Annotated in this window: 21 protein-coding genes and 1 pseudogene; 11 read left to right on the forward strand and 11 right to left on the reverse strand. The window is 73.7% G+C overall.

Annotated features, from left to right (window positions below; genetic code table 11):
* Positions 1-97: 97 nt before the first annotated feature.
* The 6 genes from ACIPSC_RS24915 to ACIPSC_RS24940 form a co-directional block, all read right to left on the reverse strand.
* Complete coding sequence (locus ACIPSC_RS24915; protein ID WP_400828273.1) at positions 98-1,873, reverse strand: acetyl/propionyl/methylcrotonyl-CoA carboxylase subunit alpha; 1,776 nt, start codon at positions 1,871-1,873, stop codon at positions 98-100.
* A gap of 220 nt (positions 1,874-2,093) precedes the next feature.
* A complete protein-coding gene (locus ACIPSC_RS24920; RefSeq protein ID WP_400828274.1) occupies positions 2,094-2,849 on the reverse strand; it encodes a hypothetical protein in 756 nt (251 codons plus the stop codon).
* A gap of 187 nt (positions 2,850-3,036) precedes the next feature.
* The gene (locus ACIPSC_RS24925; RefSeq protein WP_400828275.1) at positions 3,037-3,636 is read right to left on the reverse strand and encodes a nucleoside triphosphate pyrophosphatase; all 600 of its coding nucleotides are present in this window, start codon (positions 3,634-3,636) and stop codon (positions 3,037-3,039) included.
* 34 nt (positions 3,637-3,670) lie between these two features.
* The gene (mmpB, locus tag ACIPSC_RS24930; RefSeq protein ID WP_400828276.1) at positions 3,671-3,796 is read right to left on the reverse strand and encodes a morphogenic membrane protein MmpB; all 126 of its coding nucleotides are present in this window, start codon (positions 3,794-3,796) and stop codon (positions 3,671-3,673) included.
* 193 nt (positions 3,797-3,989) lie between these two features.
* Positions 3,990-4,211 carry an acyl-CoA carboxylase subunit epsilon gene (locus ACIPSC_RS24935; RefSeq protein ID WP_238862883.1) on the reverse strand — a complete coding sequence of 74 codons (222 nt, stop codon included), beginning with the start codon at positions 4,209-4,211 and terminating at the stop codon, positions 3,990-3,992.
* A 41-nt stretch (positions 4,212-4,252) separates the two neighbouring features.
* Positions 4,253-5,842 carry an acyl-CoA carboxylase subunit beta gene (locus ACIPSC_RS24940; RefSeq protein WP_400828277.1) on the reverse strand — a complete coding sequence of 530 codons (1,590 nt, stop codon included), beginning with the start codon at positions 5,840-5,842 and terminating at the stop codon, positions 4,253-4,255.
* Positions 5,843-6,108: 266 nt separating this feature from the next.
* On the opposite strand from ACIPSC_RS24940, the gene ACIPSC_RS24945 reads away from it, so the two are divergent.
* The 4 genes and pseudogenes from ACIPSC_RS24945 to ACIPSC_RS24960 all read left to right on the forward strand — a co-directional run bounded on the left by ACIPSC_RS24945 (position 6,109) and on the right by ACIPSC_RS24960 (position 11,150).
* Positions 6,109-7,002: a biotin--[acetyl-CoA-carboxylase] ligase gene (locus ACIPSC_RS24945; RefSeq protein ID WP_400828278.1), complete on the forward strand. Its 894-nt coding sequence runs from the start codon at positions 6,109-6,111 to the stop codon at positions 7,000-7,002.
* Between the two features lie 168 nt (positions 7,003-7,170).
* The gene (locus ACIPSC_RS24950; protein WP_400828279.1) at positions 7,171-8,295 is read left to right on the forward strand and encodes an adenylate/guanylate cyclase domain-containing protein; all 1,125 of its coding nucleotides are present in this window, start codon (positions 7,171-7,173) and stop codon (positions 8,293-8,295) included.
* Between the two features lie 488 nt (positions 8,296-8,783).
* Positions 8,784-9,911, forward strand: a pseudogene (locus ACIPSC_RS24955) (diguanylate cyclase domain-containing protein); the annotation flags it as partial.
* Between the two features lie 861 nt (positions 9,912-10,772).
* Positions 10,773-11,150, forward strand: coding sequence for a hypothetical protein (locus ACIPSC_RS24960; protein ID WP_400828280.1), 378 nt, complete (start codon positions 10,773-10,775; stop codon positions 11,148-11,150).
* Here ACIPSC_RS24960 and ACIPSC_RS24965 read toward each other — a convergent pair.
* Both ACIPSC_RS24965 and ACIPSC_RS24970 read right to left on the reverse strand, forming a co-directional pair.
* Positions 11,144-14,605 (reverse strand): NACHT domain-containing protein, encoded by a 3,462-nt coding sequence (locus tag ACIPSC_RS24965; protein ID WP_400828281.1) that lies wholly within the window; start codon positions 14,603-14,605, stop codon positions 11,144-11,146. The two genes, ACIPSC_RS24960 and ACIPSC_RS24965, sit on opposite strands and share 7 nt — an antisense overlap.
* Positions 14,606-14,758: 153 nt before the next feature.
* Complete coding sequence (locus ACIPSC_RS24970) at positions 14,759-15,355, reverse strand: TetR/AcrR family transcriptional regulator (protein ID WP_400828282.1); 597 nt, start codon at positions 15,353-15,355, stop codon at positions 14,759-14,761.
* Positions 15,356-15,426: 71 nt separating this feature from the next.
* Between ACIPSC_RS24970 and ACIPSC_RS24975 the strand changes: the two genes are divergently transcribed.
* Together ACIPSC_RS24975 and hutH are read left to right on the forward strand one after the other, a co-directional pair.
* Entirely contained in the window at positions 15,427-16,692 is a 1,266-nt protein-coding gene (locus tag ACIPSC_RS24975; RefSeq protein WP_400828283.1) for a macrolide family glycosyltransferase, read from the forward strand.
* A gap of 336 nt (positions 16,693-17,028) precedes the next feature.
* Positions 17,029-18,612, forward strand: coding sequence for a histidine ammonia-lyase (gene hutH / locus ACIPSC_RS24980; protein WP_400828284.1), 1,584 nt, complete (start codon positions 17,029-17,031; stop codon positions 18,610-18,612).
* 28 nt (positions 18,613-18,640) lie between these two features.
* Here hutH and ACIPSC_RS24985 read toward each other — a convergent pair whose 3' ends face one another.
* Entirely contained in the window at positions 18,641-19,063 is a 423-nt protein-coding gene (locus tag ACIPSC_RS24985; protein ID WP_400828285.1) for a hypothetical protein, read from the reverse strand.
* Between the two features lie 280 nt (positions 19,064-19,343).
* Between ACIPSC_RS24985 and ACIPSC_RS24990 the strand changes: the two genes are divergently transcribed.
* Positions 19,344-20,213: a MurR/RpiR family transcriptional regulator gene (locus ACIPSC_RS24990; protein WP_400828286.1), complete on the forward strand. Its 870-nt coding sequence runs from the start codon at positions 19,344-19,346 to the stop codon at positions 20,211-20,213.
* A gap of 65 nt (positions 20,214-20,278) precedes the next feature.
* On the opposite strand, the gene ACIPSC_RS24995 is transcribed toward ACIPSC_RS24990, so the two are convergent.
* Entirely contained in the window at positions 20,279-20,758 is a 480-nt protein-coding gene (locus tag ACIPSC_RS24995) for an SRPBCC family protein (RefSeq protein ID WP_313764065.1), read from the reverse strand.
* Positions 20,759-20,866: 108 nt separating this feature from the next.
* Between ACIPSC_RS24995 and ACIPSC_RS25000 the strand changes: the two genes are divergently transcribed.
* On the forward strand, positions 20,867-21,196 hold the full coding sequence (locus tag ACIPSC_RS25000; protein WP_400828287.1) for a hypothetical protein: 330 nt from the start codon (positions 20,867-20,869) through the stop codon (positions 21,194-21,196).
* A 6-nt stretch (positions 21,197-21,202) separates the two neighbouring features.
* On the opposite strand, the gene ACIPSC_RS25005 is transcribed toward ACIPSC_RS25000, so the two are convergent.
* Positions 21,203-21,775: a Uma2 family endonuclease gene (locus tag ACIPSC_RS25005; protein ID WP_400828288.1), complete on the reverse strand. Its 573-nt coding sequence runs from the start codon at positions 21,773-21,775 to the stop codon at positions 21,203-21,205.
* Between the two features lie 181 nt (positions 21,776-21,956).
* On the opposite strand from ACIPSC_RS25005, the gene hutU reads away from it, so the two are divergent.
* The 3 genes from hutU to ACIPSC_RS25020 are packed head-to-tail and all read left to right on the forward strand — an operon-like array spanning position 21,957 to position 26,187.
* Positions 21,957-23,627, forward strand: a complete 1,671-nt coding sequence (gene hutU / locus ACIPSC_RS25010; RefSeq protein WP_400828289.1) for a urocanate hydratase — start codon at positions 21,957-21,959, stop codon at positions 23,625-23,627.
* Positions 23,628-23,644: 17 nt separating this feature from the next.
* Positions 23,645-24,847 (forward strand): allantoate amidohydrolase, encoded by a 1,203-nt coding sequence (locus ACIPSC_RS25015; RefSeq protein WP_400828314.1) that lies wholly within the window; start codon positions 23,645-23,647, stop codon positions 24,845-24,847.
* Positions 24,838-26,187: a formimidoylglutamate deiminase gene (locus ACIPSC_RS25020; RefSeq protein ID WP_400828290.1), complete on the forward strand. Its 1,350-nt coding sequence runs from the start codon at positions 24,838-24,840 to the stop codon at positions 26,185-26,187. The genes ACIPSC_RS25015 and ACIPSC_RS25020 overlap by 10 nt, the downstream gene beginning before the upstream one ends.
* Positions 26,188-26,237: the final 50 nt, after the last annotated feature.

Below are 26,237 nucleotides of genomic sequence, written 5' to 3' on the forward strand. Positions count from 1 at the left end.
CCGCCGGACCCGGAAACGGAACCGGTCCGCACACCCACGAGGGGCGTACGGACCGGTTCGGAGCACTCGGTGCCCGTCAGGCCTGGGCCGGGACCGTTCAGTCCTTGATCTCGCAGAGCGCGGCGCCGCTGCTGACGCTCGCGCCGACCTCGGCCTTGAGGCCGACCACGGTGCCGGCCTTGTGCGCGTTCAGCGGCTGCTCCATCTTCATCGCCTCCAGGACGACGATCAGCTCGCCCTCGGCGACGACCTGGCCCTCCTCGACGGCGACCTTCACGATGGTGCCCTGCATCGGCGAGGCGAGCGTGTCACCGCTGACCGCCGAGCCGGCCTTCTTGGCACCCACCCGGCGCTTGGCCTTGGCGGCACCGCCGGCACCGGCCGCCGGGGCGGCGGAGACGCCCAGCGAGGACGGCAGCGAGACCTCGATCCGCTTGCCGCCGACCTCGACCACGACGGTCTCGCGGCCCTCGGCCTCCTCGCCCTCACCGGCAGCGCCGGCGAACGCCGGGATGGTGTTCTCGAACTCGGTCTCGATCCAGCGGGTGAAGACCTTGAACGGCCCGTCGCTGCCGTGCACCTCGGGCGCGAACGCCGGGTCGGTGACGACCGCCTGGTGGAACGGGATGGCGGTGGCCATGCCCTCCACCTTGAACTCGTTCAGCGCGCGCCGGGCCCGCTCCAGGGCCTGCTTGCGGTCCCGGCCGGAGACGATCAGCTTGGCCAGCAGCGAGTCCCAGGCGGGGCCGATGACCGAGCCGGTCTCCACGCCGGAGTCCAGCCGGACGCCCGGGCCGGACGGCGGGGCGAACAGCGTCACCGTGCCGGGCGCGGGCAGGAAGTTGCGGCCCGGGTCCTCGCCGTTGATGCGGAACTCGAAGGAGTGGCCGCGCACCTCCGGGTCGCCGTAGCCCAGCTCCTCGCCGTCGGCGATCCGGAACATCTCGCGGACCAGGTCGAGTCCGGTGACCTCCTCGGTGACCGGGTGCTCCACCTGCAGACGGGTGTTGACCTCCAGGAAGGAGATCGTGCCGTCCAGCGCCACCAGGAACTCGCAGGTCCCGGCGCCGACGTAGCCGGCCTCCTTCAGGATGGCCTTGGACGCCCGGTACAGCTCGGCGTTCTGCTCGGGCGTGAGGAACGGCGCGGGCGCCTCCTCGACGAGCTTCTGGTGCCGGCGCTGCAGCGAGCAGTCACGGGTGGAGACGACCACCACGTTGCCGTGCTGGTCGGCCAGGCACTGGGTCTCGACGTGGCGCGGGTTGTCCAGGTAGCGCTCGACGAAGCACTCGCCGCGCCCGAAGGCGGCGACCGCCTCGCGCACCGCGGAGTCGTACAGCTCCGGGATCTCCTCCAGCGTGCGGGCGACCTTCAGGCCGCGGCCGCCGCCGCCGAAGGCCGCCTTGATGGCGACCGGCAGGCCGTGCTCCTGCGCGAAGGCGACGACCTCGTCGGCGCCCGAGACCGGGTCCGGCGTACCGGCCACCAGCGGGGCGCCGGCGCGCTGCGCCACGTGCCGGGCGGTGACCTTGTCACCGAGGTCGCGGATGGCCTGCGGCGGCGGGCCGATCCAGGTGAGGCCCGCGTCGAGGACGGCCTGGGCGAAGTCGGCGTTCTCCGACAGGAAGCCGTAGCCGGGGTGGACGGCGTCCGCGCCCGAGTCGGCGGCGGCCTTCAGCACCTTGGCGATGTCCAGGTAACTGGTGCCGGGGGTGTCGCCGCCCAGCGCGTAAGCCTCGTCGGCCGCGCGGACGTGCAGCGCATCCCGGTCCGGCTCGGCGTAGACGGCGACGCTGGCGATACCGGCGTCCGAGCAGGCACGGGCGACGCGGACGGCGATTTCCCCGCGGTTGGCGATGAGCACCTTGCGCACTGTGGCTCCCTTCTTGAACCTGGTCGAGTTTATGGATTTCTGGGCGGTACCGGCGAGTAGCCCCAGCTTGTGAACTATCCCACACGCAGGGTGATGGATTCCGGGAGCCGGTCCGCGGTCGGACGGGGGTCGTTGCAGGTGGCCGCGGGTGCCGCGGTCCGCACGCGGTCCGTGCGGACGGTGACGGGGCGGCGTGGCGAAGCGGTGGCCTTGGCCACACTCAGCCGGCGGGGGCCGGGGCGGGCGGCCGTTCGAGTGCCCGGGTGGTCACGTCGGCGGCGAGCTCCACCACGTCCGGCCCGTACGCCTTGGGGTTGACGACCTTCAGGACGAGCGCGAAGGTGCCGTCCTCGCCGTACCGCCGGGCGAGCCGGTGGTGGTTGGCGGCGAGGTAGCGCACGGCGGCGTGGTTGGCGACGGCGCTCTGCCCGGCGACCAGGAAGGCCGGCCGGTTGCCGCGTGTCCGGTGCACCCGGGCGAGCAGGGCGAAGACCTGGCCGCCGGACGGCTCGGACTCGCTCTCGGACCGGAACTCCTCGCCGCCCACCGCCAGGGTGAACACCGGGGCCGCCCCCGAGAGGTCCTGACGGAAGGCCGCCCCGGGCAGCCAGGACGCCAGGTGGGCCGCCGTCCGGTCGTTGCTGACCGGGCCGCCGAGGCAGAACTCGGCCTTGTGGCCCAGCCCCTGGCGGACCTCGTCGTGGACGACCAGGTCGGCCTCGGCGCCGCACTCCTTGACCAGTGCGGCGATCTCCATCAGTGCGAAGACGTCGTTGCGCGAGACGCTCTTCCCACTGGTCGAGGCGGCGTGCCGGTTCACCACGATCAGGCACTCGTTGCCGGCCGGCAGGCCGAAGAACGCGCGGACCCGCTCCAGCCGCCGTCTCCGGCGCAGGTTCTGCGCGAGCCAGCCCAGCCCGGCGCTGATCGCGCTGGCCACCAGGCCCAGCAGCACGTTGAGCAGACTGTCGGTCATCCGCTCGGCCTCCTCCCCGTCGGAACGGCGGTCAGCCTAGCCGGGGTGTTCGACCGCAGCCATGGACGGTCTCCACAGCCACTCCCGGTCCGCATCTGGCGACCTGAACAACGGCGGGACGGCCTCGGGATGCTACGGCGGCAGGGGCGACCGCCCCGGCCGGTGGCCGGCCACCGGCCCGGGGACGTCAGGCCCAGAGGTCGGTGATCCGGACGCCGAGGTCGGCCAGCAGCGAGCGCAGCAGCGGCAGCGAGAGGCCGATGACGTTGCCCGGGTCGCCGTCGATGCCCTCGACGAACGGCGCCGAGCGGCCGTCCAGGGTGAACGCGCCGGCCACGTGCAGCGGCTCGCCGGAGGCCACGTAGGCGGCGATCTCGGCGTCGTCCGGGGTGCCGAAGCGGACGGTGGTGGAGGCGGTGGCCGAGGCCTGCTCGCCGGTGACGGTGTCGATCACGCAGTGCCCGGTGCGCAGCACGCCGGCGCGGCCGCGCATGGACTGCCAGCGGGCCAGCGCCTCGGCGGCGTCGGCGGGCTTGCCGAGCGCCTGCCCGTCCAGCTCCAGCACCGAGTCGCAGCCGATCACCAGCTCGCTGCCGGTGAGTTCGGCGGCGACGGCCTTGGCCTTGGCCTCGGCGAGGACGAGCGCGAGCTCGGCGGGGGTGGCGGCGGTGATCGCGTCCTCGTCGACCCCGCTGACCACCACGCGCGGGTCGAGGCCCGCCTGGCGCAGCAGCCCGAGGCGGGCGGGGGAGGCGGAGGCGAGGACGAGTGCGCGGCGGTCGGTCATGCCCACCAGGGTAGGGGGTGGCCCGGGGGCCCGTTCAGAGCATCAGCAGAACGGCGATCACCAGGGCGAGGACGGCGAGCACGTGGCCGGCCCGGTGCAGTTTCTCCTGCATCCGGCGGGCCTCGGGGGAGGGCTCGTCGCGGGGGTCTGACCAGAGCACGCTTCCAGAGTGCGCCGCGGGGCCGCGGTGACGCCTGAGTATCCGTACTCAGCTTTCGGGGCAATCCGGGCGCGTGCCGCGCCGCGGGGGCGTGCGTCGGTGAGGAGTGCGCGGGTGGGGAGTGCGTCGATACGCGGAGTGGGAAGTCGGACGGGCCGACTTCCCACTCCGCGGGTGGTGCGTGGGCGGCGGCTCAGCCGGCCCAGCCCGAGGTGCGCCAGACGTTGACGCCGGGGCGCGGGGTGGCCCGCAGCCGGCGGGCGCGGTCGTTCCAGGGGGAGTCCGGGCCGGCGCCTGCGCGGCGGGCCGCCTCGGCGGCGGCCTGTGCGGCGGCGGCCCGGGACTGGACCACCGCCAGGACGGTGGCCAGCTCCTCGGGGGTCGGCTGCCCGTGCAGCACGTGGATCGGGGCCATGGCTCAATCCTCTCGCGACGGCCGCTGCTGGGTGGGGGCGATCACAGCGGGATGTTGCCGTGCTTCTTGGGCGGCAGCACCTCGCGCTTGCCGCGCAGCGCCCGCAGACCGCGGACGATGTGCCGGCGGGTGTCGCTCGGGGCGATGACGGCGTCCACGTAGCCGCGCTCGGCCGCCAGGTACGGGTTGAGCAGGGTGTCCTCGTAGGAGGCGATCAGCTCGGCCCGCTTCTCCTCGACGTTGCCGGCGGCGTCCGCCTCGGCGATCTCGCGCCGGTGCAGGATGTTGACCGCGCCCTGCGCGCCCATGACGGCGATCTGCGCGGTCGGCCAGGCGAGGTTGAGGTCGGCGCCCAGGTGCTTGGAGCCCATGACGTCGTACGCGCCGCCGAAGGCCTTGCGGGTGATCACGGTGATCAGCGGCACGGTGGCCTCGGCGTAGGCGTAGATCAGCTTGGCGCCGCGGCGGATGATGCCGTCCCACTCCTGCTCGGTGCCGGGCAGGAAGCCGGGCACGTCGACGAAGGTCAGCACCGGGATGTTGAAGGAGTCGCAGGTGCGGATGAACCGGGCGGCCTTCTCGCTGGCGGCGATGTCCAGGCAGCCGGCCAGGTCCATCGGCTGGTTGCCGACGATGCCGACCGAGTGGCCCTCGACCCGGCCGAAGCCGGTGATGATGTTGCCCGCGTACAGCGGCTGGGTCTCCAGGAACTCGCCGTCGTCCAGGACGTGCTCGATCACCTTGTGCATGTCGTACGGCTGGTTGGCCGAGTCCGGCACCAGGGTGTCGAGTTCGAGGTCCTCGTCGGTGACCGAGAGGTCCGCCTCCTCGGGGAAGGAGGGCGCGTCGGACAGGTTGTTGGAGGGCAGGTACGAGAGCAGGCTCTTGACGTACTCGATCGCCTCCTTCTCGTCCGTGGCCAGGTAGTGCGCGTTGCCGGACTTGGTGTTGTGGGTGCGCGCGCCGCCCAGCTCCTCCATGCCGACGTCCTCGCCGGTGACGGTCTTGATGACGTCCGGGCCGGTGATGAACATGTGCGAGGTCTGGTCGGCCATCACCACGAAGTCGGTGATCGCGGGGGAGTAGACCGCGCCGCCCGCGCAGGGGCCCATGATCAGCGAGATCTGCGGGATCACCCCGGAGGCGTGCACGTTGCGGCGGAAGATCTCGCCGTACAGGCCGAGCGAGACCACGCCCTCCTGGATCCGGGCGCCGCCGGAGTCGTTGATGCCGATGACCGGGCAGCCGGTCTTCAGCGCGAAGTCCATCACCTTGACGATCTTCTCGCCGAAGACCTCGCCGAGCGAGCCGCCGAAGACGGTGAAGTCCTGGGCGAAGACCGCGACCTGGCGGCCGTCGACGGTGCCGTAGCCGGTGACGACGCCGTCGCCGTACGGGCGGTTCTTCTCCTGCCCGAAGTTGGTCGAGCGGTGCCGGGCGAACTCGTCGAACTCGACGAAGGAGTCCTCGTCCAGCAGCTCCACCACGCGCTCGCGGGCCGTCAGCTTGCCCTTGGCGTGCTGCTTCTCCACGGCCTTGGCGGAGCCGGAGTGCACCGCCTCGTCGATCCTGCGGCGCAGGTCGGCGAGCTTTCCGGCAGTGGTGTGGGGGTCGTACGGCGCCTCGGTCATCCGGTGGGCTCTCCCTGATCCATGGGCCGCGACCTGTTGAGTGCTGCGCGGACCGGAAGGGGGACCGCGCACGAGGGCAGGGCGGCGCAACGAACTACCGTTGAGTAGCGTAGCCAGCACGGAGGGCCAGACGTAATGTCCTGCCGTTATGGTCAGCGACACAGTGTGTTAACGCGCGTTCTGCGGGACGATGGGGCGGACTACGCCGTTCTGGGCGCGTCCGGCAATCCCCGACACACCGCCCGACACCGCCTAGGCTCGGGACCATGACCGAACCCGTCACCCCCCGTCGTAGTGGACTGCGCGGCTTCGGCCACGCCGGGCCGTCGCCCTGGACCGATCTGGACCGGCCCCCGCTGGACACTGCGGCGCTCCGGCACGACCTGATGGTTCCGGGCGGGCTCTGGACCTCGGTGGACGTCGTCACCGAGACCGGCTCCACCAACAGCGACCTGGCCGCGCGGGCCCGGGAGGGGGCGCCGCAGGGTGCCGTCCTGGTCGCCGAGCAGCAGAACGCCGGCCGCGGGCGGCTGGAGCGGCAGTGGACGGCCCCGGCCCGTTCCGGTCTCTTCCTCTCCGTCCTGCTTCGCCCGGACGGGGTACCCGTCGAGCGGTACGGCTGGTTGCCGATCCTGGTCGGCGTCGCCGCGGCCAGCACGCTGAACCGGGTCGCCGAGGTCGAGGTCGGCCTGAAGTGGCCCAACGACCTCCAGGTCGAGATCGCCGGCGCGGAGCGCAAGATCGGCGGCATCCTCACCGAGCTCAGCGGCGGAGCGGTGGTGGCCGGCCTCGGCCTCAACGTCTCGCTGCGCGAGGCCGAGCTGCCCGTCCCCACCGCCGGCTCGCTGGCGCTGGCCGGCGCCGCGGTGACCGACCGGTCCATCCTGCTGCGCGCCCTGCTGCGCGAGTTCGCCGGGCTGTACGAGGAGTGGACGGCCGCCGCCGGCGACCCGCAGGCCAGCGGTCTGCTGCCGGCCTACCTGGACCGCTGCACCACGCTGGGCCGCCAGGTCAGGGTGCACCTGCCGGGCGACCGCGAGCTGCTGGGCGAGGCCGTGGCGGTGGACGGCGACGGCCGGCTGGTGGTCCGCACGCCCGACGGCGCCCGGCGGGCGGTGGGCGCGGGGGACGTCGTCCACGTGCGCCCGGAGGCGCGCTGAACGGCACTCTTCACCTCCCCTTGACCCGGGCGGATGCCCCGGATCGCGGGATTCCGTGCGAATATTCCACCTGGCAGGAGTGTGAGGCGCGCCACTGCCCGCGGGCGGCGGGCGCGCCCGGACACGCAGGACACGAGGCAAGTGCGGCGACCGCACGGGGACGGACCGGTGGCAGAGGACGGCAGCAAGGGCGCAGCGGCGGGCACCCACGACCAGACGGTCGCGCTCGACCTCGAACGCCTGATCCTGGACGCGCCGCGCCGCTACACCCCGTACCAGGCCGCGCGTGCCGCCGACGTCCCGATGGAGCTGGCCACCAGGTTCTGGCGGGCGATGGGCTTCCCCGACATCGGGCAGTCCCGGGCCCTCACCGACGGCGACGTGATCGCGCTGCGCCGACTGGCCGGCCTGGTGGAGTCGGGCCTGCTGAGCGAGTCGATGGCGATCCAGGTGGCGCGCTCCACCGGCCAGACCACCGCCCGGCTGGCGGGCTGGCAGATGGACACCTTCCTGGAGAACCTCACCCAGTCCGTCGAGCCGGGACTGACCCGGGCCGAGGTGGCGTACCCGCTCGTCGAGCTGCTGCTGCCGGAGCTGGAGCAGTTCCTGGTCTACGTCTGGCGCCGGCAGCTGGCCGCCGTCACCGGCCGGGTGGTGCAGGCCGCCGAGGACACCGAGATCACCAGCGGCCGGCTGGCCGTGGGCTTCGCCGACCTGGTCGGCTTCACCCGGCTCTCCCGCCGGCTGGAGGAGGAGGAGCTCGGCGAGCTGGTCGAGACCTTCGAGAACACCTGCTCCGACCTGATCGCCGGCCAGGGCGGCCGGGTGATCAAGACCCTCGGTGACGAGATCCTCTACGTCTCCGAGGACCCGGTGACCGCCGCCGAGATCGCGCTCGGGCTGATCGAGGCGCTGGCCGAGGACGACACCATCCCGGCCCTGCGGGTCGGCATGGCCTTCGGCACCGTCACCTCGCGGATGGGCGACGTCTTCGGCACCACCGTCAACCTGGCCAGCCGGCTCACCTCCATCGCACCCAAGGACGCGGTGCTGATCGACGGCGAGTTCGCCATCGCGCTGGAGCAGAACGGCAGTGTCGCCCCGGCGGACGCGGACGGTCCCGGGCTGGCCGACGCGCTGTCGGCGGCCGCCGGGATGCCGGCCTCCGGCCTGCCGGTGCCGGGGCCGGACGCCGGGCACCGCTTCAACCTCCAGCCGATGTGGCGCCGTCCGGTCCGCGGGCTCGGCCTGGTCGAGCCCTGGCTGCTGTCGCGGCGGCAGCGTACGGAGTAGCCCGCGCGCTGCCCGCGCCCGGCGCAGGGCGTGCCCGCCCGGCGCACTCGGCCCGGCGCGCCCCCGCCCCGCCCCGGCCCCGCCGCGGGGCCGCCCGGCCGCGCGGTTGCCGCCCGGCGTGGGGCGTACGCCGGCGTACGTGGTGGAACCGTGGCCGAACGGTGGAAACCCGTCCAGCGGCACGGATCGATCCCGGCAAACGGGGCATAACCGAACGAAACCGCCATAGTCTTGGTGCAAGCGGATGCGAGCGGTACGGCCCCGGCGTGGTCCGAGCCCCCGGTGGTGGCTGCAGGCCCGGGCGGGGAGCGGGCGCCCCCGGTGGGCGGCGCTGCGCGGGACCGGGCAGGACCGGGCACAGGGAACGAGGCGAGCCGGTGAGCAGTGAGGCGACCATGGCGGACCGCGGCTGCGACTGCGACCGGTCGGATCAGCCGCCCGCCGCCCCCGACCTGCGGCTGAAGTCCGTGGTCGAGCTCGCCCAGGACATGTCGGCCGCGCTCACCCCGCTGGAGGCCGTCCGGGCCGCCGCCGCCCGCGCCACCGCGGCGCTCGGCGCGGCCATGGCCGCCGTCTCGGTCTGGGACCGGGAGTCCGGCCGGCTGCGGGTGCTGGTCAACCACGGTGCACTGGCGCCGGGGGAGGAGGAGCTGCCGGAGGACGAGTCCTACCCGGTCGCCGACTTCCCCGAGATCGTCACCTACCTGGAGGAGCGCTGGACCACCGGCCGGCTGCCGCGCGCCTGGGTGCAGACGGCCGAGGAATCCGAGCCGCACGCCGGTCACTCGCACCCGACCGCCGGCGCGTACTGCCAGGAGCGCGCCGCGGCGCTGCGCCGGCGCGGGCGGGCCTGCTGCGTGGTCGCCCCGATCGTGCTGCACGGGCAGGCCTGGGGCGAGCTCTACCTGGCCCGGTTCGTCGGGATGCCCGAGTTCACCGAGGCCGACGCCGACTACGCCACCCTGCTGGCGGCCCAGATCTCGGCCGGTCTGGCCCAGACCGAGCGCCTCGCCGACCTGCGCAAGCTCGCCTTCTCCGACCCGCTGACCGGCCTGGCCAACCGGCGCGCGGTGGACGCCCGGCTGGAGGGCGCGCTGGAGGCGCACAACCGGGACAACACCGTCGTCTCGCTGGTGGTCTGCGACGTCAACGGCCTCAAGCGGGTCAACGACCAGCTCGGCCACGAGATGGGCGACCGGCTGCTGGAGCGCTTCGCCCACCAGCTCTCGCTGGCCGCCGCCCGGCTGCCCGGCAGCCTGGCCGCCCGGCTCGGCGGTGACGAGTTCTGCCTGCTGGTCGAGGGCCAGAAGGCGGACGAGGTGGTCGCCGTCGCCGAGGAGCTGTGCGCGCGGGCGCTGGCGCTGGCCGAGGGCGAGGGCGTGGCCTGCGGGGTCGCCTCCACCGGGGACTCGATCGGCCCGGTCACCACGCCCGACCGGCTGTTCCGGCTCGCCGACGCCGCACAGTACCGGGCCAAGGCCGCCCGCTCGGCCCACCCCGTGGTCGCCGGGCGCAGCCACGGCCCCGGCTTCGCCCCCGACCCGACCGTGCTGCTCGCCGACGCCGCCGACCCGCACCACCGGGCCGACGCCCGGGGCCGCAGCGGCCGGGCCGGCGCCGGCGACCGGCGGCGGTTCCGCGGTGCGGCGCACAGCGCCGACCCCGGCCAGCTGCTCACCGCGGTGCTGGCCGCGCTCGACCGGCACGGCGAGGCCCGCTCGGTCCACCCGGCCGACACCATCGGCAAGCTGGTGGTGGTCGCGGAGACCTCGGCCCGGCTGCTGGACGCGGTCGGCTGGTGGGTGTCGTACGTCCCGCCCGGCTCGCCGCTGATGCGCACCGTCCAGCACGCGGTGTACCGGATGACCAGCGGCCCGAGCAGCTCGCGCGCGGAGACCCAGCGGGCGCAGATCGAGGCCCCGGACGCGGTCTTCGACCTGCGGCACTACCCGCTGACCCGGGGGGCGGTCCGCGGCGGCGCCTTCGCGCTGCGGGCGGGCGCGGCCGGGAACGACCCGGCGGAGGAGGCCGTGCTGGTGGTCTCCGGCTACCGCGGCATGCTGGCGGCCGGCGGCCAGAACCCGGCGGGCGGCTGGCTGGTCGAGCTGTTCGCCGACGACGCCACCCTGCCGCTCGGCCAGGTGGCCTCCGGGCTGCGTGCCCTGGTCTCGGTCGCCCTCGCCGGCCCCTCCTCCGCTCCGCCGGCCTGACGGCGGCACCGGGGCCGTCCTCGGAACTCCCACCGGCGGGCGACGCGCCCCACACCTGACGGCCGGGAGGTGCCCCCACCTCCGCCTCGCGACGCGTGCACCCCGGAGCCGCCCCGGCGGGTTGTGTCGGTTCGGTGACCAGGGTGTTCCGAGCGGGTCGCGGTCCGGGGCGGACCTTGCCGCAGGGCTGGGCGGCGGGGGGCGGGCGTGGGATGGTGTTCGGCGGTCGGCGGGCCACGGGGGCCGGACCGGATAGGGGTTCACAGCATGCGCGCTCGTCTGACGGGCCTTGTCCTCTCCGCGGTGCTTGCGTTCGGCGGCACCGCGCTCGCCGCCGCTCCGGCGGCCCAGGCCGCGCCGCGCGCGGCCGCGGTCGGTGCAGCCTCGGCCACCTCGGCCACCTCGGCCGGATCGGTCCAGGCGGGCACCGCCGGTGCGGGCGCGCAGGCGGCCCCGGTCGCCGGGGTGGCCGCGGACCGGCACGACGGCACCCGGCTGGCCGCCTCCAAGGACAAGTCCAAGAAGAAGAAGAAGAAGGGTCTCGGCAAGCTGCTCGGCGTGATCATCGGCATCGTGGCGGTGCTGGTGGTGATCGCCGTGATCATCGCGGTGATCGTCATGATCCGCCGCCGCAACCGTCAGTGATTCTTCTGGCGCTCCCGGTGGAGTCGTTGCGCCGAGCGGGGTTTGACGACCGGTCGGGGCTCGGGCGTGCGGGTCCGGGCCGCCATGCCGCTCCAGAACAGCTGCAGGTCCTTGCCCGTCATGCCCTGCCAGGGGGCGCGTTTGCGGGTGAGGGCGTAGAACGACCCGCGGCGCCAGCGCACCAACGCCTGCTGCTGGAGACAGAAGACCTCGGTCAGCTCGGCGCGGGGCAGTTCGCCCTTCGGAGGGTAGGGGCACAGCTCGAACGGACAGTCGCGAGGACAGGTGCTGCCGGGTTCGGCGTACTTGGCCCTGCCGACGGTGTGGCCCGGCTGGAGCGGTGCGCGGTCGTCCGTCAGGCAGGGCGGCAGGGAGTTGCGGCGGGCACGCTCGAGCCTGCCCTCCACCTCGTCCGGCTCGCCGCAGCGCTCGGCGAGGTTGAGTAGCAGGAGGACGTCGGCGAGCAACTGCTGGGCCCGCGGGTCGAGTGTGCTCCAACCGACCGACGGCGGGATCCAGAGGTTGTGCCGGCGGTAGAAGCGCGGATCGCCCGAATCGGAGCCGACCTTCTCCATCGCCCCCTTCTCGTCGATCCAGATGTACTGCTCGGGGCGCCCGGTCTCCAGTGCCAGGACCGCGAGGTGGGCGGCGCGGGCCACGAAGGGGTGCAGGCGCTCGCGGGTGTCGTGGCGACTCTGGTCCTCCGGCCGGCGGTCGGCGGGTGCACGTTCGCTGCCGGCCAGACGGAGCCAGCGCTGCACGGCTGCCCGCGGGGCGTCGGCGATCGGCGGGGACTGCTCGTCGGCCTCGTGCTCGTCGTCGGAGACCGGGCCGGAACGGTCGGGCAGCTCCCAGAGGCAGAGCGCGTGGATCAGGGTGAGCTGGGAGAACCAGAATCGCGATCGCGCGAGCATGGACTCGGCCTGGGCGATGAGGAAGCCACGGGTCTCGTTGTTCGTGTGGGGGTGGCGCAGTCGGCGGTTGGCCGCGCGCTTGAACCCCTGGGCCAGGGCGACCTCGAAGGAGAGCGGCAGGTCGGCACGGCCGTGGGCGTTCGCCGGGTCGAGGTGGCCGAGCCAGGCGTTCAGCCGCTCCTGGGCGTCCGCCCGGCGCTCGATACTGACCGACCCCACGAGCATGGGGATCAGCCAGGCCCGGGTGGCGTACTCGCGCCAGATGGCCTGCTTGGCCTCGTAGGCCCGCTTGACCTCGTCCTCCGCGTATCTCTGCCTTCGCTGCTTCGGATCGCCGCCCCGGCCGACCGACGCATCACTGGCCGCGTGCTCGCGATCGCGTTCCACGTCCATCTTCTTCCGGTAGGCCGCTACCGGGTCCTTGTCCTCCGCATCGTGCGCGCGGGCCAGCTCGCGGACCGCGTGGAAGGCCGGATCACCGCCCGCGCCGATCTCCTGGGTGACGGCCAGCCGCAGGGAGTAGGACCGCTCCTTGATCGCGATCTCGAAGAACTCCTCGTAGGCGGGAGCCACGTCGGTCGGCCAGCGGCCGTCCTCCTGGAGGCGGCTGATCTCGCGAAGGATCTCGCCGAAGCGGTGGACCAGCCGTTCCCTGGCCTCGTCGAGGGTCCGGCGGTCCTGCGAGTGGATCTTCAGCCACCTGTCGTTGACCTGCTGTGCGATGCTGCGGTGCTCGCTGATCCTCGCCGTGGGGCAGGCCTGCTGCGCGTGCAGGTCCACCTCCAGGGCCGCTGCGAACAGGTCGAGGGCCTTGGGGTCGGTCCGCGACCTTGCCGCCACGGCGAGCTCCGAGGAGCACCTCGCGGTCTGCGCCGGGGCGTCGCAGCCGTTCGCCGCGCGCAGCACGAGGGCGATGAGCAGCTCCCGCCCCAGCTGGTCGCTGCGAAGGGCATTGCCGACCGCGGGCCAGAGCCTGTCGAGGTGCCGCGAGCCGAGATAGGCCTGGACGATGCTGTGCGGGAAACGCACCCGTTCGCCGCGCGTCTCGACCAGGCCGAGCAGCTCGCCCCGGGTGGCGTGGAGGGCGAGGACGCTCTCGCAGTCCGCGGTCACGGAGGCGTTGATGCCGGTCAGCTTTCGCCGGAGGATGCGCGCCGGGTCGTCCCGCCCGCCCGGTCCGCCGAGCAGGTCCGCGAAGTCAACCTCCAGGCGGTCACCGAGCAGGCCCAGGGCGGCGAGCATCGAGATCACGTCGACGGTGTCCCGTCGTTCCTCTGCGGTCAGGGCGACCTCGTCGCGCAGGTGCCCGTCGACGAGAGCGGTCTCCCAACTGCTCAGCAGTCCCAGCCGCAGCTTCGAGCGGTCCCGGCTGCGCGTGTCGAGCCGGCTCCCCGCCCTGTCCTTGTCGAGATGCGTCAGCTGGCGGTGCCGGCCCAGCTCCCGGGCTATCTCCATGTACAGCGGCGACTCGCTGACCACGGCCGTCTCGACGATCCAGTCCAGCCGCTTGGTGTCGGGCTGGGGATCGTCGCGGGCCAGGAAGTCGAGTGCGGCCTCCTCGGAGAGCGGTTCCAGATCGATGATCGAGGCCACGGTCGCCTCCAGCGGCGCGTGCGGCCGGGAGGCGATGACCAGCGGGAGGTTCTGCCGCTTGGCTTTCTTGATGGCGTTCCGGATGGCGTTGTCCCGGTCCCGGCTGTTGCCGTTCGAAGCCATGGCCTCCTCCAGGCCGTCCGCGAGGACGACGGCCTGGCCGTCCTCGCAGAGCTGCCGCCAGACCTTGGCGGTCTGCTCGGAGGAGAGGAAGCTGCCCGGGTCGGCCTCCTCGGCGAACCGCTTCCGCGCCAGTTCGCGGAAGTCCAGCTCGGCACCGTCCTTGTCGATGTCGCGGAGCCGGACCGGCACGGGGACGCGGTGCTGACGTGCCAGCATGTGGGTGAGCTGAACGAGCACGGCGGTCTTCCCGGCGCCGACGCTTCCGACCAGCACGTAGGGGCGGCGGCCGGCGTGGTCGTCCAACGAGCGGCAGATGACCTCGCAGAGCTGCTCCCGGCCGACGACCTGGTCCACGGCGGTGTGGGCGGTGGGCACCAGCTTGTGCGGCGCGCGCCGGGCCTTGCGGACGATCGGCGCACGGATCCGCTGTCTCCGGTAGACCAGGAAGACGAATGCCGCGAGCGCCAGCGAGAGGAAGGGCGTGATGAATCCGAGCAGGACACCGCAGGCTCCGCTCTCGCTGCAGCGGTTCTCGAACCACCCTTTGTTGCCGCGCGCGAAAATGTAGGCGGACCAGCCGATGAACGCCAGGAATGCGACGGCCGGAATCGAGGTCAGCCGTTTCCGCCAGGAAGACCAGGTGGCCGGGTAACGGACCTTGACCACCTTGCGGCGGGCCAACCAGCGCAGGTAGTGGACCCGTAAGGCGCGCCGGGTCCGTCCGACGGCTCGTCGGACGGCGCGCCGCGGGCGGACCAGCCGAGGGGCGCTGCGCGGATCGACCTTGCCCCCGGGCCCCCCGGGTTCTCGTGTTTCGCTGCTCATGGCGTTCACGGCAATCGAAGAAGCGGGAGTCGGCACGGTGAACTGTGTGCGCGAATCACTCGGGTTCGGCTGCTTCGAAAGTGCGTCCCTATTATCGAATCACCATGTGGAAGGTTTGGGAAGGTTCCGCCTGGTCGCCCCGGTGTTCCGCCGTCAGAGCCCGAGCGCGCGCAGGGCCGCCTCCACGAGGCGGTCCGCGTACGCGTGGTCGAGCGGGCCGAGGCCGTGCAGCCAGCGGTAGTACATCGGGCCGTAGAGCAGCTCGACGGCGAGGTCGAGGTCGGCTTCGGGAGGGATCGGCCCGGTCGTGCGGGCGGCCCGCAGGCGTGCGCGGGTGACCTCCAGCAGCGGGTCGAGCAGCCGCTCGCGGTACTCGCGCAGCAGGTCCGGGTCGTTGAGGACCTCGGCGGTGAGGGCGCGGCCGGTGCGGTCGAAGCCCGGGTCGGCCAGCTCGTCGGCGGTGGCGCGCAGCACGGCCCGAAGGTCGGCGGCGAGGTCGCCGGTGTCGGGGAGGTCGTAGCCGCCGCCGGCGTCCTGGTTGGCGGCCAGGAAGGCGTCGAAGACCACCGCGCCCTTGGAGGGCCACCAGCGGTAGATGGTCTGCTTGCCGACGCCGGCGCGGGCGGCGATCTTCTCGATGGTGAGCTTGCCGAAGCCCACCTCGGCGACCAGCTCGGCGGCGGCGGTGAGGATCGCGGCGCGGCTCTGCTCGTTGCGGCGGGTCGGGTCGGGGGCGGTGTGACGGGCCATGGGGGTCATCGTAGCGGCACGGCGAGACGGAACGTTTCGTCTTGACGCGATCCGATCCGGGGTGCATGCTGATGGACGTTCAGCTTGGCGAGACGAATCGTCTCGTCTCGCCGGACTCCATGACAGCACCGGCCCAGGAGGTCCGCATGACCCGCCCCGCGCACATCGCCATGGTCTCGATCCCGGCCCACGGCCACGTCAACCCGAGCCTCGCCGTGATCACCGAGCTGGTCGCCCGCGGCCACCGGGTGAGCTACGTCAACGACCCGTCCTTCGCGGCGGCGGTCGGGTCCACCGGGGCGACCCTGGTGCCGTACCCGACCGTGCTGCCGCTGGGGGGCGACTCCCAGGTCTGGCTGCAGGACCCGGTGGCGATCCAGGAGCTCTTCCTGGACGACGCCGTGGCGATGGCCCCGGTGGTCCGGAAGCTCTTCGCCGAGGACCGTCCCGACCTGCTGCTGTACGACATCGCCGGGTTCGCCGGCCGGGCGGTGGCCGAGGCGCACGGCGTGCCCGTCGTCCAGCTCTCGCCGGCCTTCGTCGCCTGGGACGGCTACGAGCAGGACCTCGCCGAGATGATCGACGCGGTCCGCAACGGCCCCGGCGGGGCCGCGCACTACCGACGGTTCGCCGACTGGCTGGCCGCGACCGGCGCCGTCGAGCGGGACGTCGACGCCTTCAAGGGCCGCCCGGAGCGGGCGATCGCGCTCGTCCCGCGCGCCCTGCAGCCCAACGCCGACCGGGTGGACCCCGGGCGGTACACCTTCGTCGGCCCGTGTGCCGGCGACCGCTCGCACCAGGGCGGCTGGCAGCGGCCGCCCGGGGCTCGGGGCCGGGTGCTGCTGGTCTCGCTCGGCTCGGCCTTCACCCGTCAGCCGGCCTTCTACCGGGAGTGCCTGAAGGCCTTCGGCGACCTGCCCGGGTGGCACGTCGTGCTGCAGGTGGGCAAGCACACCGACCTGGCCGAGCTGGGCGACGTGCCGGCCAACGTCGAGGTGCACCGGTGGGTGCCGCAGGTGGCCGTCCTGGCGCAGGCGGACGCCTTCGTGACCCACGCGGGCATGGGCGGTGCGAGCGAGGGGCTGCAGGCCGGGGTGCCGATGATCGCGGTGCCGCAGGCCGTCGACCAGTTCTCCAATGCGGACCGGCTGGTGGAGCTGGGTGTCGCCCGCCGCCTGGACGCCGGTCAGGCCACCGCGGAGGCGCTGCGCGAGGCGCTGTTCGCGCTGGTCGACGACCCGGCGGTGGCCGCGCGGCTCGACGCGCTCCGGGTGGCGGCCGGGGCCGAGGGCGGCACGGCCCGGGCGGCGGACCTCGTCGAGGCCGCGTTGGCCTGACCCGCCGTCGCGGGGGGGCCCCCCGGGCCCGCCCCGGGGGGCGCCCCGCGGGCCCGCCCCCCCCCCCCGGGGGGCGCCCCCCCGGGGGGGCGGGGGGGGGGGGGGGGCCCGCGGGGCCCCGCCCAACCCGGCGCCGGACACCGTCGTTGCGATCTACGCCCCCCGCGCCCCCCCCCCCGCGGCCCGCCCCCCCCCCCCCCCCCCCCCCCCCCCCCCCCCCCGGCGGCCCGGCCGACCCGGCCGGGGGCTCTCCCGCCGGGTCGGCCGGGTGGTGTGGTGCGGCCGGATGGCCCCGGACGGTTGTCATATCTCCATTCACCTGATGAGATGGTGTATATGGATATGCACAGTGCTGCGGCCCCCCACGCGCCGCTCGTCCAGGTCGGCAAGGCCGACGTCAGCGCCGAGGACGTGCTGGCCGTCGCCCGTGGCAACGCCAAGGTCGAGCTCGGCCCCGACGCGCTCTCCGAGATGGCGACCGCGCGCGCCCGGATCGACGCCCTCGCGGCCGAGCCGCGCCCGGTCTACGGCGTCTCCACCGGTTTCGGCGCGCTCGCCGTGCGCCACATCAGCCCCGAGCTGCGCGCCCAGCTGCAGCGCTCGCTGGTGCGTTCGCACGCCGCCGGCATGGGCCCCGCCGTCGAGCGCGAGGTGGTCCGCGCGCTGATGTTCCTGCGGATGAAGACGCTGGCCTCCGGCCGGACCGGCGTGCGTCCGGTGGTCGCCCAGACCATGGCCGCCATCCTCAACGCCGGCATCACCCCGGTGGTCCGCGAGTTCGGCTCGCTCGGCTGCTCCGGCGACCTCGCGCCGCTGTCGCACTGCGCGCTGGTGCTGATGGGCGAGGGCGTGGCGACCGGCCCGGACGGCGTCGAGAGGCCCGCGGGCGAGCTCCTCGCCGAGGCCGGCATCGAGCCGGTCGAGCTGCTGGAGAAGGAGGGCCTGGCCCTCATCAACGGCACCGACGGCATGCTCGGCATGCTGGTCATGGCCATCGCCGACCTGTCGCGGCTCTTCACCACCGCCGACATCACCGCCGCGATGACCCTGGAGGCGCTGCTCGGCTCCGACAAGGTGCTCGCCCCCGAGCTGCACGCCCCGATCCGCCCGCACCCGGGCCAGGCGCTGTCCGCGGCCAACATGCTCGCCGTCCTCAAGGACTCCGGCCTCACCGGCCACCACCAGGACGACGCGCCGCGGGTCCAGGACGCCTACTCCATCCGCTGCGCCCCGCAGGTGGCCGGCGCGGGCCGCGACACGCTCGCCCACGCCGCCCTGGTCGCCTCCCGCGAGCTGGCCGCCTCGGTCGACAACCCGGTGGTGCTGCCGGACGGCCGGGTCGAGTCCAACGGCAACTTCCACGGCGCCCCGGTCGCCTACGTGCTGGACTTCCTCGCGATCGCCGCCGCGGACCTCGGCTCGATCTCCGAGCGCCGCACCGACCGGCTGCTCGACAAGGCCCGCTCGCACGGCCTGCCGGCCTTCCTGGCCGACGACCCGGGCGTGGACTCCGGTCTGATGATCGCCCAGTACACCCAGGCCGCGCTGGTCAGCGAGAACAAGCGGCTCGCCGTCCCGGCCTCGGTCGACTCGATCCCGTCCTCCGCGATGCAGGAGGACCACGTCTCGATGGGCTGGTCCGCCGCCCGCAAGCTGCGCCAGGCGGTCGAGAACCTCGGCCGGGTCCTGGCCGTCGAGCTGACCGCCGCCGGCCGCGCGCTGGAGATCCGTCAGCAGGCCGAATCCGGCGGCCGGCTCGCGCCCGCCACCGCGGCCGCGATGGCCGCCGCCCGGGAGGCCGGGGTCGGCGGGGCCGGCCGGGACCGCTTCCTCTCGCCGGACCTGGAGGCCGCCGCCGCGCTGGTCGCGTCCGGCGAGCTGATCCGGGCGGTCGAGCGGGTCACCGGCCCGCTGGCCTGACGCCCGACGCCGTGGGAGCGGGTGGGACTCAGTCCCACTCGCTCCGCGACGGCTTCGAGCGGCGCTCGTCGCGCCGGTCGCCCAGCACGGCCGCGACGTTGACCCCGACGATGCCGGCCCAGCAGACCACCAGGCCCATGAAGCCGGAGAATCCGCCGTTCCCGCCGTCGGTCGCGATCGCGGTCAGCGGGATGCCCAGCACCAGCGAGACCAGCGGCAGCTTGGAGCGGCCGAAGCCGCGATGGTGACGGAGGTGGGCGGCCGGCCCGTAGCCCTCCATCCGCTCCGCCACCCGGCGCTCCACCCGGGAGTCGAGGCGGGCGTCCAGCCGGGCGTCGAGCCGGGCCAGGAACGAGTCGACCAACTCCGACTCGTACTCCTTGCCCAGATCCTTGCGGGCCTGCAGGGTGGCGTCGAGGTCGCGCCTCAGTTCGTCCTGGCGAGTGTCCATGAGGTCCAGCCTGGGCCCCCGGTACCCCGCGGGTCCATCGGTTCGCACGGGATTCGGGGCGGGCTCAGGGGGAAATCAGGGTTACCCCGAGAACCGCCCCCGCCCGCACCGTGGTTCACCCGCAGCCGCACCGAGGCCGTTCCCGGACGGCCGTTCCCGCGGCCGCCCCGGCCGGCGGGGTCGTCTCACCGGGCGTCCCGCTGGACGAGACGTCTTTGCCAGTCACGACGTGCTGCTGCACAGTCGTCGTCCGAACAGCTCGCACCCGGAGGTATCGCTGATGACCGCCACCGACGAAACCGGCACCGTCGGCCCCTCCGCCCGGCTGCTCCAGCTCTTCGAGGGGCACCGGCTGACCCCGACCCAGCGGCGGATCGCCCACTCGCTGGTCCGGCACGCGAACGAGGCGCCGTTCCTCTCCAGCGTCGAGGTGGCCGAACTGGCCGGCGTCAGCCAGCCCTCCGTCACCCGCTTCGCGGTCGCCCTCGGCTACGACGGCTACCCGGCGCTGCGCAAGCAGCTGCGCGAGCTCGGTGCCGGCGAGCCGGTCGCACCGGAGACCCCGGACGACGCGGTGCGCAACGAGCACCAGCAGGCCGTGCTCGCCGAGATCGAGCACCTGCGCCACCTCGCCGAGCTGCTGGCCGACCCCGAGCCGATCATCAGGGCCGCCCGGCTGCTGGCGGCGTCCCGGCCGCTGCCGGTGCTCGGCCTGCGGGCCGCCTCGGCGCAGGCCCGCGGCTTCGCCTACTTCGCCGCCAAGGTGCACCCGGACATCCGGCTGCTCGACGAGGGCGGCAGCATGCTGGCCGACCGCCTCGAACAGGCCGCCGCGGCCGGCGCCACCGCGCTGCTCTGCTTCGCGCTGCCGCGCTACCCGCGCGAGCTGATGGACGCCCTGGCGGTGGCCCGGGAGTGCGGGCTGACGGTGCTGACCGTCGCCGACAGCGCCTTCGCGCCGGTGGCCAAGCTCTCCGACCTGATGCTGCCGGCCGCCGTCGGCACCGGGCTGGTCTTCGACACCGCCTGCGCGCCGATGATGCTCGGCCGGGTGCTGCTGCAGACCATGTGCGACGAACTCCCCGGTGCGGAGGCCCGGCTGGAGGCGATCGAGCAGTCGGCGGCGGCCCGCGGGCTGTTCTTGGAGTGAGCGGGGCCCGGAGTGAGTGAGGCCCCGGGCGCGGCTTGGAGCGGCCGCGCCCGGGGCACCGCCGGTCAGGCGGCGAGCGCCTGCCGGAGCCGGCCCAGGGTGGCGCGCATGCCGATCCGGTTGGCCTGTGCCCGCCGCTCCGGGGCGACCCCGGTGAAGACCTTGCCGAGCAGCTCGGCGAACGGCGCACCCCGCCCGGTCCGCAGGTCCCGCCAGTACTCGGTGACGGTCGTGCCGCCGTCGCCGTCCGGCTCGAAGCGGTAGCCCCACTCGGCGATCGGCAGCCCGAACGAGTCCACCCGGAAGGCGAATTCGCGGTCCTGGTCGGCGACGGTGACCCGGGAGGTGGTGAACCAGACGTAGAGCCCGCGGCGGTTGAAGCCGACGAACCGCTCACCCCTGCGCAGCGGGCCGCGGCGCGCCCACACCGCGCGGCACTCCGGGCTCCACTCGCCCATCCGGCGCACCTCGCTGACGGCGCGGTACACCGCCGCCGGCGCGGCGGCCATGCTGATGCTCTCCTCGACGCTCCACTCGCGGCCCATCCCGGCCCCTCCCCGTTCGCTGTCGACGCTTGTCGATCCGTCAGAGACCGTACCTCCAGGTTGCCGATCCGCCCAGAACGGGCATCACTTCCGGTAGGGGGTGCCCTCATGCGCGTGATCCACGAGATGAAGTTCGTCGGCCGGCTCGCCTCCGGCGCCGACGAGTGGTCCTGCCCGGCCTGCGGACGCCGCGTCACCCTGCGCCGCCTGCCCGAACCCGAACTCACCGTCCTCGACCCGGGCGACGAGACCGCCGTCCACGTCGGCGTCATCGAGCCCGACGCGCGCGCGGCCGCGGCCGCCGACAAGTACGGCCTCGGCCCGGTCCAGGAGATCCCCCGCCCGCCCCGCCCCGCAGCCCCGGCCGTCCCGGACGACGAGGACCGCCGCTGGCTCGCCGAGATCGGCATCGACTGGGACGGCGGCGCAGCGGCCTGAGGCCGGTCAGCGGCGGGGGCCGTACAGCGGAAGCCCGTCGGTGCGCAGCTCCGGCGGCAGGGGAGCGGACAGCGGCACCGGCTCGCCGTACTTGCCGCGCAGCACGCCCTGGTAGGCGCCGTCCCGAGGGTAGGTGTGGAGCGTCCAGAGCCCCTTGCGCGGGTCGACGGCGAGCAGCACTGCCACACCGGCAGTGGCGTACCAGTCGGTCTTGGTGGCGACGCTCGTCACGCCTTCGGAGTTGGAGATCACCTCGACGGCCAGCGCCACGTCGTGCGGGTCGGCCAGCCACTCGTCGTCCTCGTCCCAGTCGACCGGGAGAACGATCAGATCGGGGGTGGCGTAGTCCTCTTCGTTGCCCGGCATGGAGATCGACGACACCTCGTAGGCGCCGAGATCGGCCGGCAGTCCGGGTTCGAGCTGGATGCGCAGCCGTCGAACGGTCCCCGCGTGCTTGCCGCGTGGGGTCGGGGACATCACCAGGGTTCCTCCGATGATCTGCACGCGGAGGCCGGTGCTCCGTTCGATCTCCTCGGCGGCATCACGGAGCCTTCCGGGTCGCACGGTGATGGCCGTCATCGCGTCCTCCGTTCGCCGGCACTGGGCCGAGTGGCTGGTGTTCGCCTGATTCAGGGTAGCGCTCGGGGGTCCGGCGCACCGGCGCTGATCGGATGGGGCCGAGGTCTGGTCGCCGGCTGATTGTTTGGATATATTCAGCCGAACCAAGACTGAATGAATTCATCCGCAGGGAGGCCAGGACATGGTGCAGCAGCAGACGAGCGGACCGCGCGAGGTGCGTGCGGCGCGGGGGACGGGGCTCACGACGCAGGGGTGGCAGCAGGAGGCCGCCCTGCGGATGCTCATGAACAACCTCGACCCCGAGGTGGCCGAGCACCCGTCGAAGCTCGTCGTCTACGGCGGCACCGGCAAGGCCGCCCGGGACTGGCGCTCCTTCGACGCCATGGTGAAGACGCTGCAGGGCCTGAAGCAGGACGAGACCATGCTGGTCCAGTCCGGCCGCCCGGTCGGCGTGATGCAGACCCACGAGTGGGCGCCGCGCGTGCTGATCGCCAACTCCAACCTGGTCGGCGACTGGGCCAACTGGGAGGAGTTCCGCCGGCTGGAGAGCCTCGGGCTCACCATGTACGGCCAGATGACCGCCGGGTCGTGGATCTACATCGGCACCCAGGGCATCCTCCAGGGCACCTACGAGACCTTCGCCGCCGTCGCCAACAAGCGCTTCAACGGCACCCTGGAGGGGACGATCACCCTCACCGCCGGCCTCGGCGGGATGGGCGGCGCCCAGCCGCTCGCCGTCACCATGAACGGCGGCGTGGCGATCTGCATCGACTGCGACCCGTCCCGGATCGCCCGCCGGATCGAGCACCGCTACCTGGACGTCGAGGCCAAGAACCTCTCCCACGCCCTGGAGCTGGCCACCGCCGCCCGCGACAAGAAGCAGCCGCTCTCCATCGGCCTGCTGGGCAACGCCGCCGAGCTGTTCCCGCAGCTGCTCGCGATGGACGCGCCGATCGACATCGTCACCGACCAGACCAGCGCCCACGACCCGCTGAGCTACCTGCCGCTCGGTGTCGCCTTCGACGACATGGCCACCTACGCGGCCGAGAAGCCCGCCGAGTTCACCCAGCGCTCGCGCGAGTCGATGGCCAAGCACGTCGAGGCCATGGTCGGCTTCCAGGACCGCGGCGCCGAGGTGTTCGACTACGGCAACTCGATCCGCGGCGAGGCCCAGCTGGCCGGCTACGACCGCGCCTTCGCCTTCCCCGGCTTCGTCCCCGCCTACATCCGCCCGCTCTTCTGCGAGGGCAAGGGCCCGTTCCGCTGGGCCGCTCTCTCCGGCGACCCGCAGGACATCCACAAGACCGACAAGGCCGTGCTCGACCTCTTCCCGGAGAACGAGTCGCTGGCCCGCTGGATCAAGATGGCCCAGGAGAAGGTGCACTTCCAGGGCCTCCCGGCGCGCATCTGCTGGCTCGGCTACGGCGAGCGCGACAAGGCCGGCGAGCGCTTCAACGACATGGTCGCCTCCGGCGAGCTCTCCGCCCCGATCGTGATCGGCCGCGACCACCTGGACTGCGGCTCGGTCGCCTCCCCGTACCGGGAGACCGAGGCGATGCTGGACGGCTCCGACGCGATCGCCGACTGGCCGCTGCTCAACGCCATGGTCAACGTCGCCTCCGGCGCGTCCTGGGTCTCCATCCACCACGGCGGCGGCGTCGGCATCGGCCGCTCGATCCACGCCGGCCAGGTCACGGTGGCCGACGGCACGCCGCTGGCCGGCGAGAAGATCCGCCGGGTGCTCACCAACGACCCGGGCATGGGCGTCATCCGGCACGTCGACGCCGGCTACGACCGGGCCGACGAGGTCGCCGCCGAGCGCGGGGTGCGCATCCCGATGGGTGAGCTGTGAGCGACTCCTTCCTGGAGATGTGGGCGGAGCTGCTCCCCGTGGGCCGCTCCGCCTCCTCCGGCGGCTACCGCCGCTTCGCCTGGAACTCCGCGGACGCCGAGTGCCGGGCCTGGTTCGAGGAGCAGGCCCGCAAGCGCGGCCTGACCTACGAGCTGGACCGCAACGGCAACCAGTGGGCCTGGCTGGGCGACCCGCAGGGCGAGGGCGCCGTCGTCACCGGCTCGCACCTGGACTCCGTCCCGGACGGCGGCGCCTACGACGGCCCGCTCGGCGTGGTCTCCTCCTTCGCCGCGCTGGACGAACTGCGCGCGCGCGGCACCGAGTTCGGCAAGCCGCTGGCGATCGTCAACTTCGGCGACGAGGAGGGCGCCCGGTTCGGCGTGGCCTGCATCGGCTCCCGGCTGACCGCCGGCGTGCTCGGCAGGGAGGCCGCGTACGAGCTGCGCGACGCCGACGGCGTCCGGCTGCCCGACGCGATGGAGCGGGCCGGCTACGACCCCGCCGCCATCGGCGCGGACGGCGACCGGCTGGCCCGGATCGGCGCCTTCGTCGAGCTGCACGTCGAGCAGGGCCGCTACCTGGCCGAGGACCAGCCGGTCGGCGTGGCGAGCGCGATCTGGCCGCACGGCCGCTGGCGCTTCGACTTCCACGGCGAGGCCAACCACGCCGGCACCACCCGGATCGAGGACCGCCGCGACCCGATGCTCACCTACGCCAACACCGTGCTCTCGGCCCGGAAGAAGGCGAAGCTGGCGGGCGCCCTGGCCACCTTCGGCAAGGTCGCGGTGGAGCCCAACGGCACCAACGCGATCGCCTCCCTGGTCCGCGGCTGGCTGGACTCCCGGGCCGCCGACGAGGCGACCCTCACCGAGCTGGTCGAGGAGATCGAGCGGGCCGCGTACGAACGCGGAGAGCGCGACGGCGTCCGGGTCGAGCTGACCCGCGAGTCCTACACCCCGGTGGTGGACTTCGACGGCCCGCTGCGCGACCGCCTGGCCCGCCGGCTGGAGCGCAACGGGGCGCCCGGCGGCGTGCCGATCCTGCCGACCGGCGCGGGACACGACGCCGGAATCCTGGCATCGGCGATCCCGACCGCCATGCTGTTCGTACGGAACCCGAGCGGCGTCTCGCACTCCCCGGCCGAGCACGCCGAGACCGCCGACTGCCTGGCCGGGGTCGCCGCGCTCGCCGACGTACTGGAGGACCTGGCGTGTCAGTAACCTACTGGGCTCAGTACGCCTGGCTGCCCCACGTCAACGGGCCGGTGGTCGAGCAGGACGTGCTGATCGCCACCGGGGCCGGCGGCAAGATCGCCAAGGTGACGCCGGACAGCGGGCCCTGCCCGCCCGGCGCGGTCCGGCTGAACGGGCTGCTGCTGCCCGGCCAGGCCAACGCCCACTCGCACGCCTTCCACCGGGCGCTGCGCGCCAACGTCCAGGTCGGCTCCGGCACCTTCTGGACCTGGCGCGACACCATGTACCGGTTCGCCACCGCGCTGGACCCGGACAGCTACCTGGCGCTCGCCACCGCCGTCTACGCCGAGATGGCGCTCGCCGGCATCACCGCGGTCGGGGAGTTCCACTACCTGCACCACGCGCCCGGCGGCGCCCGCTACGACGACCCGAACGCGATGGGCGAGGCGCTGATCGAGGCGGCCGCCCGGGCCGGCATCCGGATCACCCTGCTGGACACCTGCTACCTCTCCTCCGGCTTCGGTGCCGAGCCGACCAAGCCGCAGCGCCGGTTCAGCGACGGCGACGCCGACGCCTGGGCCGAGCGCGCCGGCGCGCTGCGCCCGCGCGAGCACGCCCGGATCGGTGCGGCGATCCACTCCGTCCGGGCGGTGCCCGCCGAGCAGCTCGGCACCGTCGCGCACTGGGCGTCGATGCGCAAGGCGCCGCTGCACGTCCACCTCTCCGAGCAGACCGCCGAGAACGACGCCTGCCTCACCGCGCACGGCGTCACCCCGACCCGGCTGCTCGCCGACCACGGCGCGCTCGGCCCGCGCACCTCCGCGGTGCACGCCACCCACCTCACGGAGGAGGACATCAAGCTCCTCACCGACTCCTCCACCACCATCTGCATGTGCCCCACCACCGAGCGGGACCTCGCGGACGGCATCGGCCCGGCCCGCCAACTGTCCTCGGCCGGCTGCCCGGTGACGCTCGGCAGCGACAGCCACGCCGTCATCGACCCGTTCGAGGAGGCCCGCGCGCTGGAGCTGGACGAGCGGCTGCGCACCCGCACGCGCGGCCACTGGACGGCCAACGCGCTGCTGCGGGCCGGCACCGAGGACGGGCACGCCTCGCTCGGCTGGCCGGAGGCCGGGCGGATCGAGGCCGGCTCGCTGGCCGACTTCACCGTGATCGCGCTGGACTCCGTGCGCACCGCCGGACCGCCCTCCCGGCTCGGCGCCGAGATCGCGGTCTTCGCCGCCTCGGCCGCCGACGTGCGGCACCTGGTGGTCGGCGGCCGGCACGTGGTCAAGGACGGCGTGCACCAGCTGGTGCCGGACGTCCCGGGCGCGCTGCACTCCTCGATCACGGCGCTGAGCTGCTGAGAGATCCCGTTGACCCCCGGGGCGGGGCGGGCACCGGGCCCGCCCCGCCC

Origin of the sequence: Kitasatospora sp. NPDC090091, assembly GCF_044747365.1 — a bacterium.
GTDB lineage: Bacteria > Actinomycetota > Actinomycetes > Streptomycetales > Streptomycetaceae > Kitasatospora.

Excerpts from the sequence above, each read along its gene's own strand:
- ACIPSC_RS24990 (WP_400828286.1), top strand. The coding sequence starts at position 19,344 with ATGACCGCCACCGACGAAACCGGCACCGTCGGCCCCTCCGCCCGGCTG.
- ACIPSC_RS24945 (WP_400828278.1), top strand. The coding sequence starts at position 6,109 with ATGACCGAACCCGTCACCCCCCGTCGTAGTGGACTGCGCGGCTTCGGC.
- ACIPSC_RS24965 (WP_400828281.1), bottom strand. The coding sequence starts at position 14,605 with ATGAGCAGCGAAACACGAGAACCCGGGGGGCCCGGGGGCAAGGTCGAT.
- ACIPSC_RS24940 (WP_400828277.1), bottom strand. The coding sequence starts at position 5,842 with ATGACCGAGGCGCCGTACGACCCCCACACCACTGCCGGAAAGCTCGCC.
- ACIPSC_RS24935 (WP_238862883.1), bottom strand. The coding sequence starts at position 4,211 with ATGGCCCCGATCCACGTGCTGCACGGGCAGCCGACCCCCGAGGAGCTG.
- ACIPSC_RS25000 (WP_400828287.1), top strand. The coding sequence starts at position 20,867 with ATGCGCGTGATCCACGAGATGAAGTTCGTCGGCCGGCTCGCCTCCGGC.
- ACIPSC_RS24975 (WP_400828283.1), top strand. The coding sequence starts at position 15,427 with ATGGACGTTCAGCTTGGCGAGACGAATCGTCTCGTCTCGCCGGACTCC.
- hutU (WP_400828289.1), top strand. The coding sequence starts at position 21,957 with ATGGTGCAGCAGCAGACGAGCGGACCGCGCGAGGTGCGTGCGGCGCGG.
- ACIPSC_RS24920 (WP_400828274.1), bottom strand. The coding sequence starts at position 2,849 with ATGACCGACAGTCTGCTCAACGTGCTGCTGGGCCTGGTGGCCAGCGCG.
- ACIPSC_RS24960 (WP_400828280.1), top strand. The coding sequence starts at position 10,773 with ATGCGCGCTCGTCTGACGGGCCTTGTCCTCTCCGCGGTGCTTGCGTTC.
- ACIPSC_RS24995 (WP_313764065.1), bottom strand. The coding sequence starts at position 20,758 with ATGGGCCGCGAGTGGAGCGTCGAGGAGAGCATCAGCATGGCCGCCGCG.
- ACIPSC_RS25005 (WP_400828288.1), bottom strand. The coding sequence starts at position 21,775 with ATGACGGCCATCACCGTGCGACCCGGAAGGCTCCGTGATGCCGCCGAG.
- ACIPSC_RS24970 (WP_400828282.1), bottom strand. The coding sequence starts at position 15,355 with ATGGCCCGTCACACCGCCCCCGACCCGACCCGCCGCAACGAGCAGAGC.
- ACIPSC_RS25015 (WP_400828314.1), top strand. The coding sequence starts at position 23,645 with ATGTGGGCGGAGCTGCTCCCCGTGGGCCGCTCCGCCTCCTCCGGCGGC.
- ACIPSC_RS24925 (WP_400828275.1), bottom strand. The coding sequence starts at position 3,636 with ATGACCGACCGCCGCGCACTCGTCCTCGCCTCCGCCTCCCCCGCCCGC.
- ACIPSC_RS24985 (WP_400828285.1), bottom strand. The coding sequence starts at position 19,063 with ATGGACACTCGCCAGGACGAACTGAGGCGCGACCTCGACGCCACCCTG.
- hutH (WP_400828284.1), top strand. The coding sequence starts at position 17,029 with ATGGATATGCACAGTGCTGCGGCCCCCCACGCGCCGCTCGTCCAGGTC.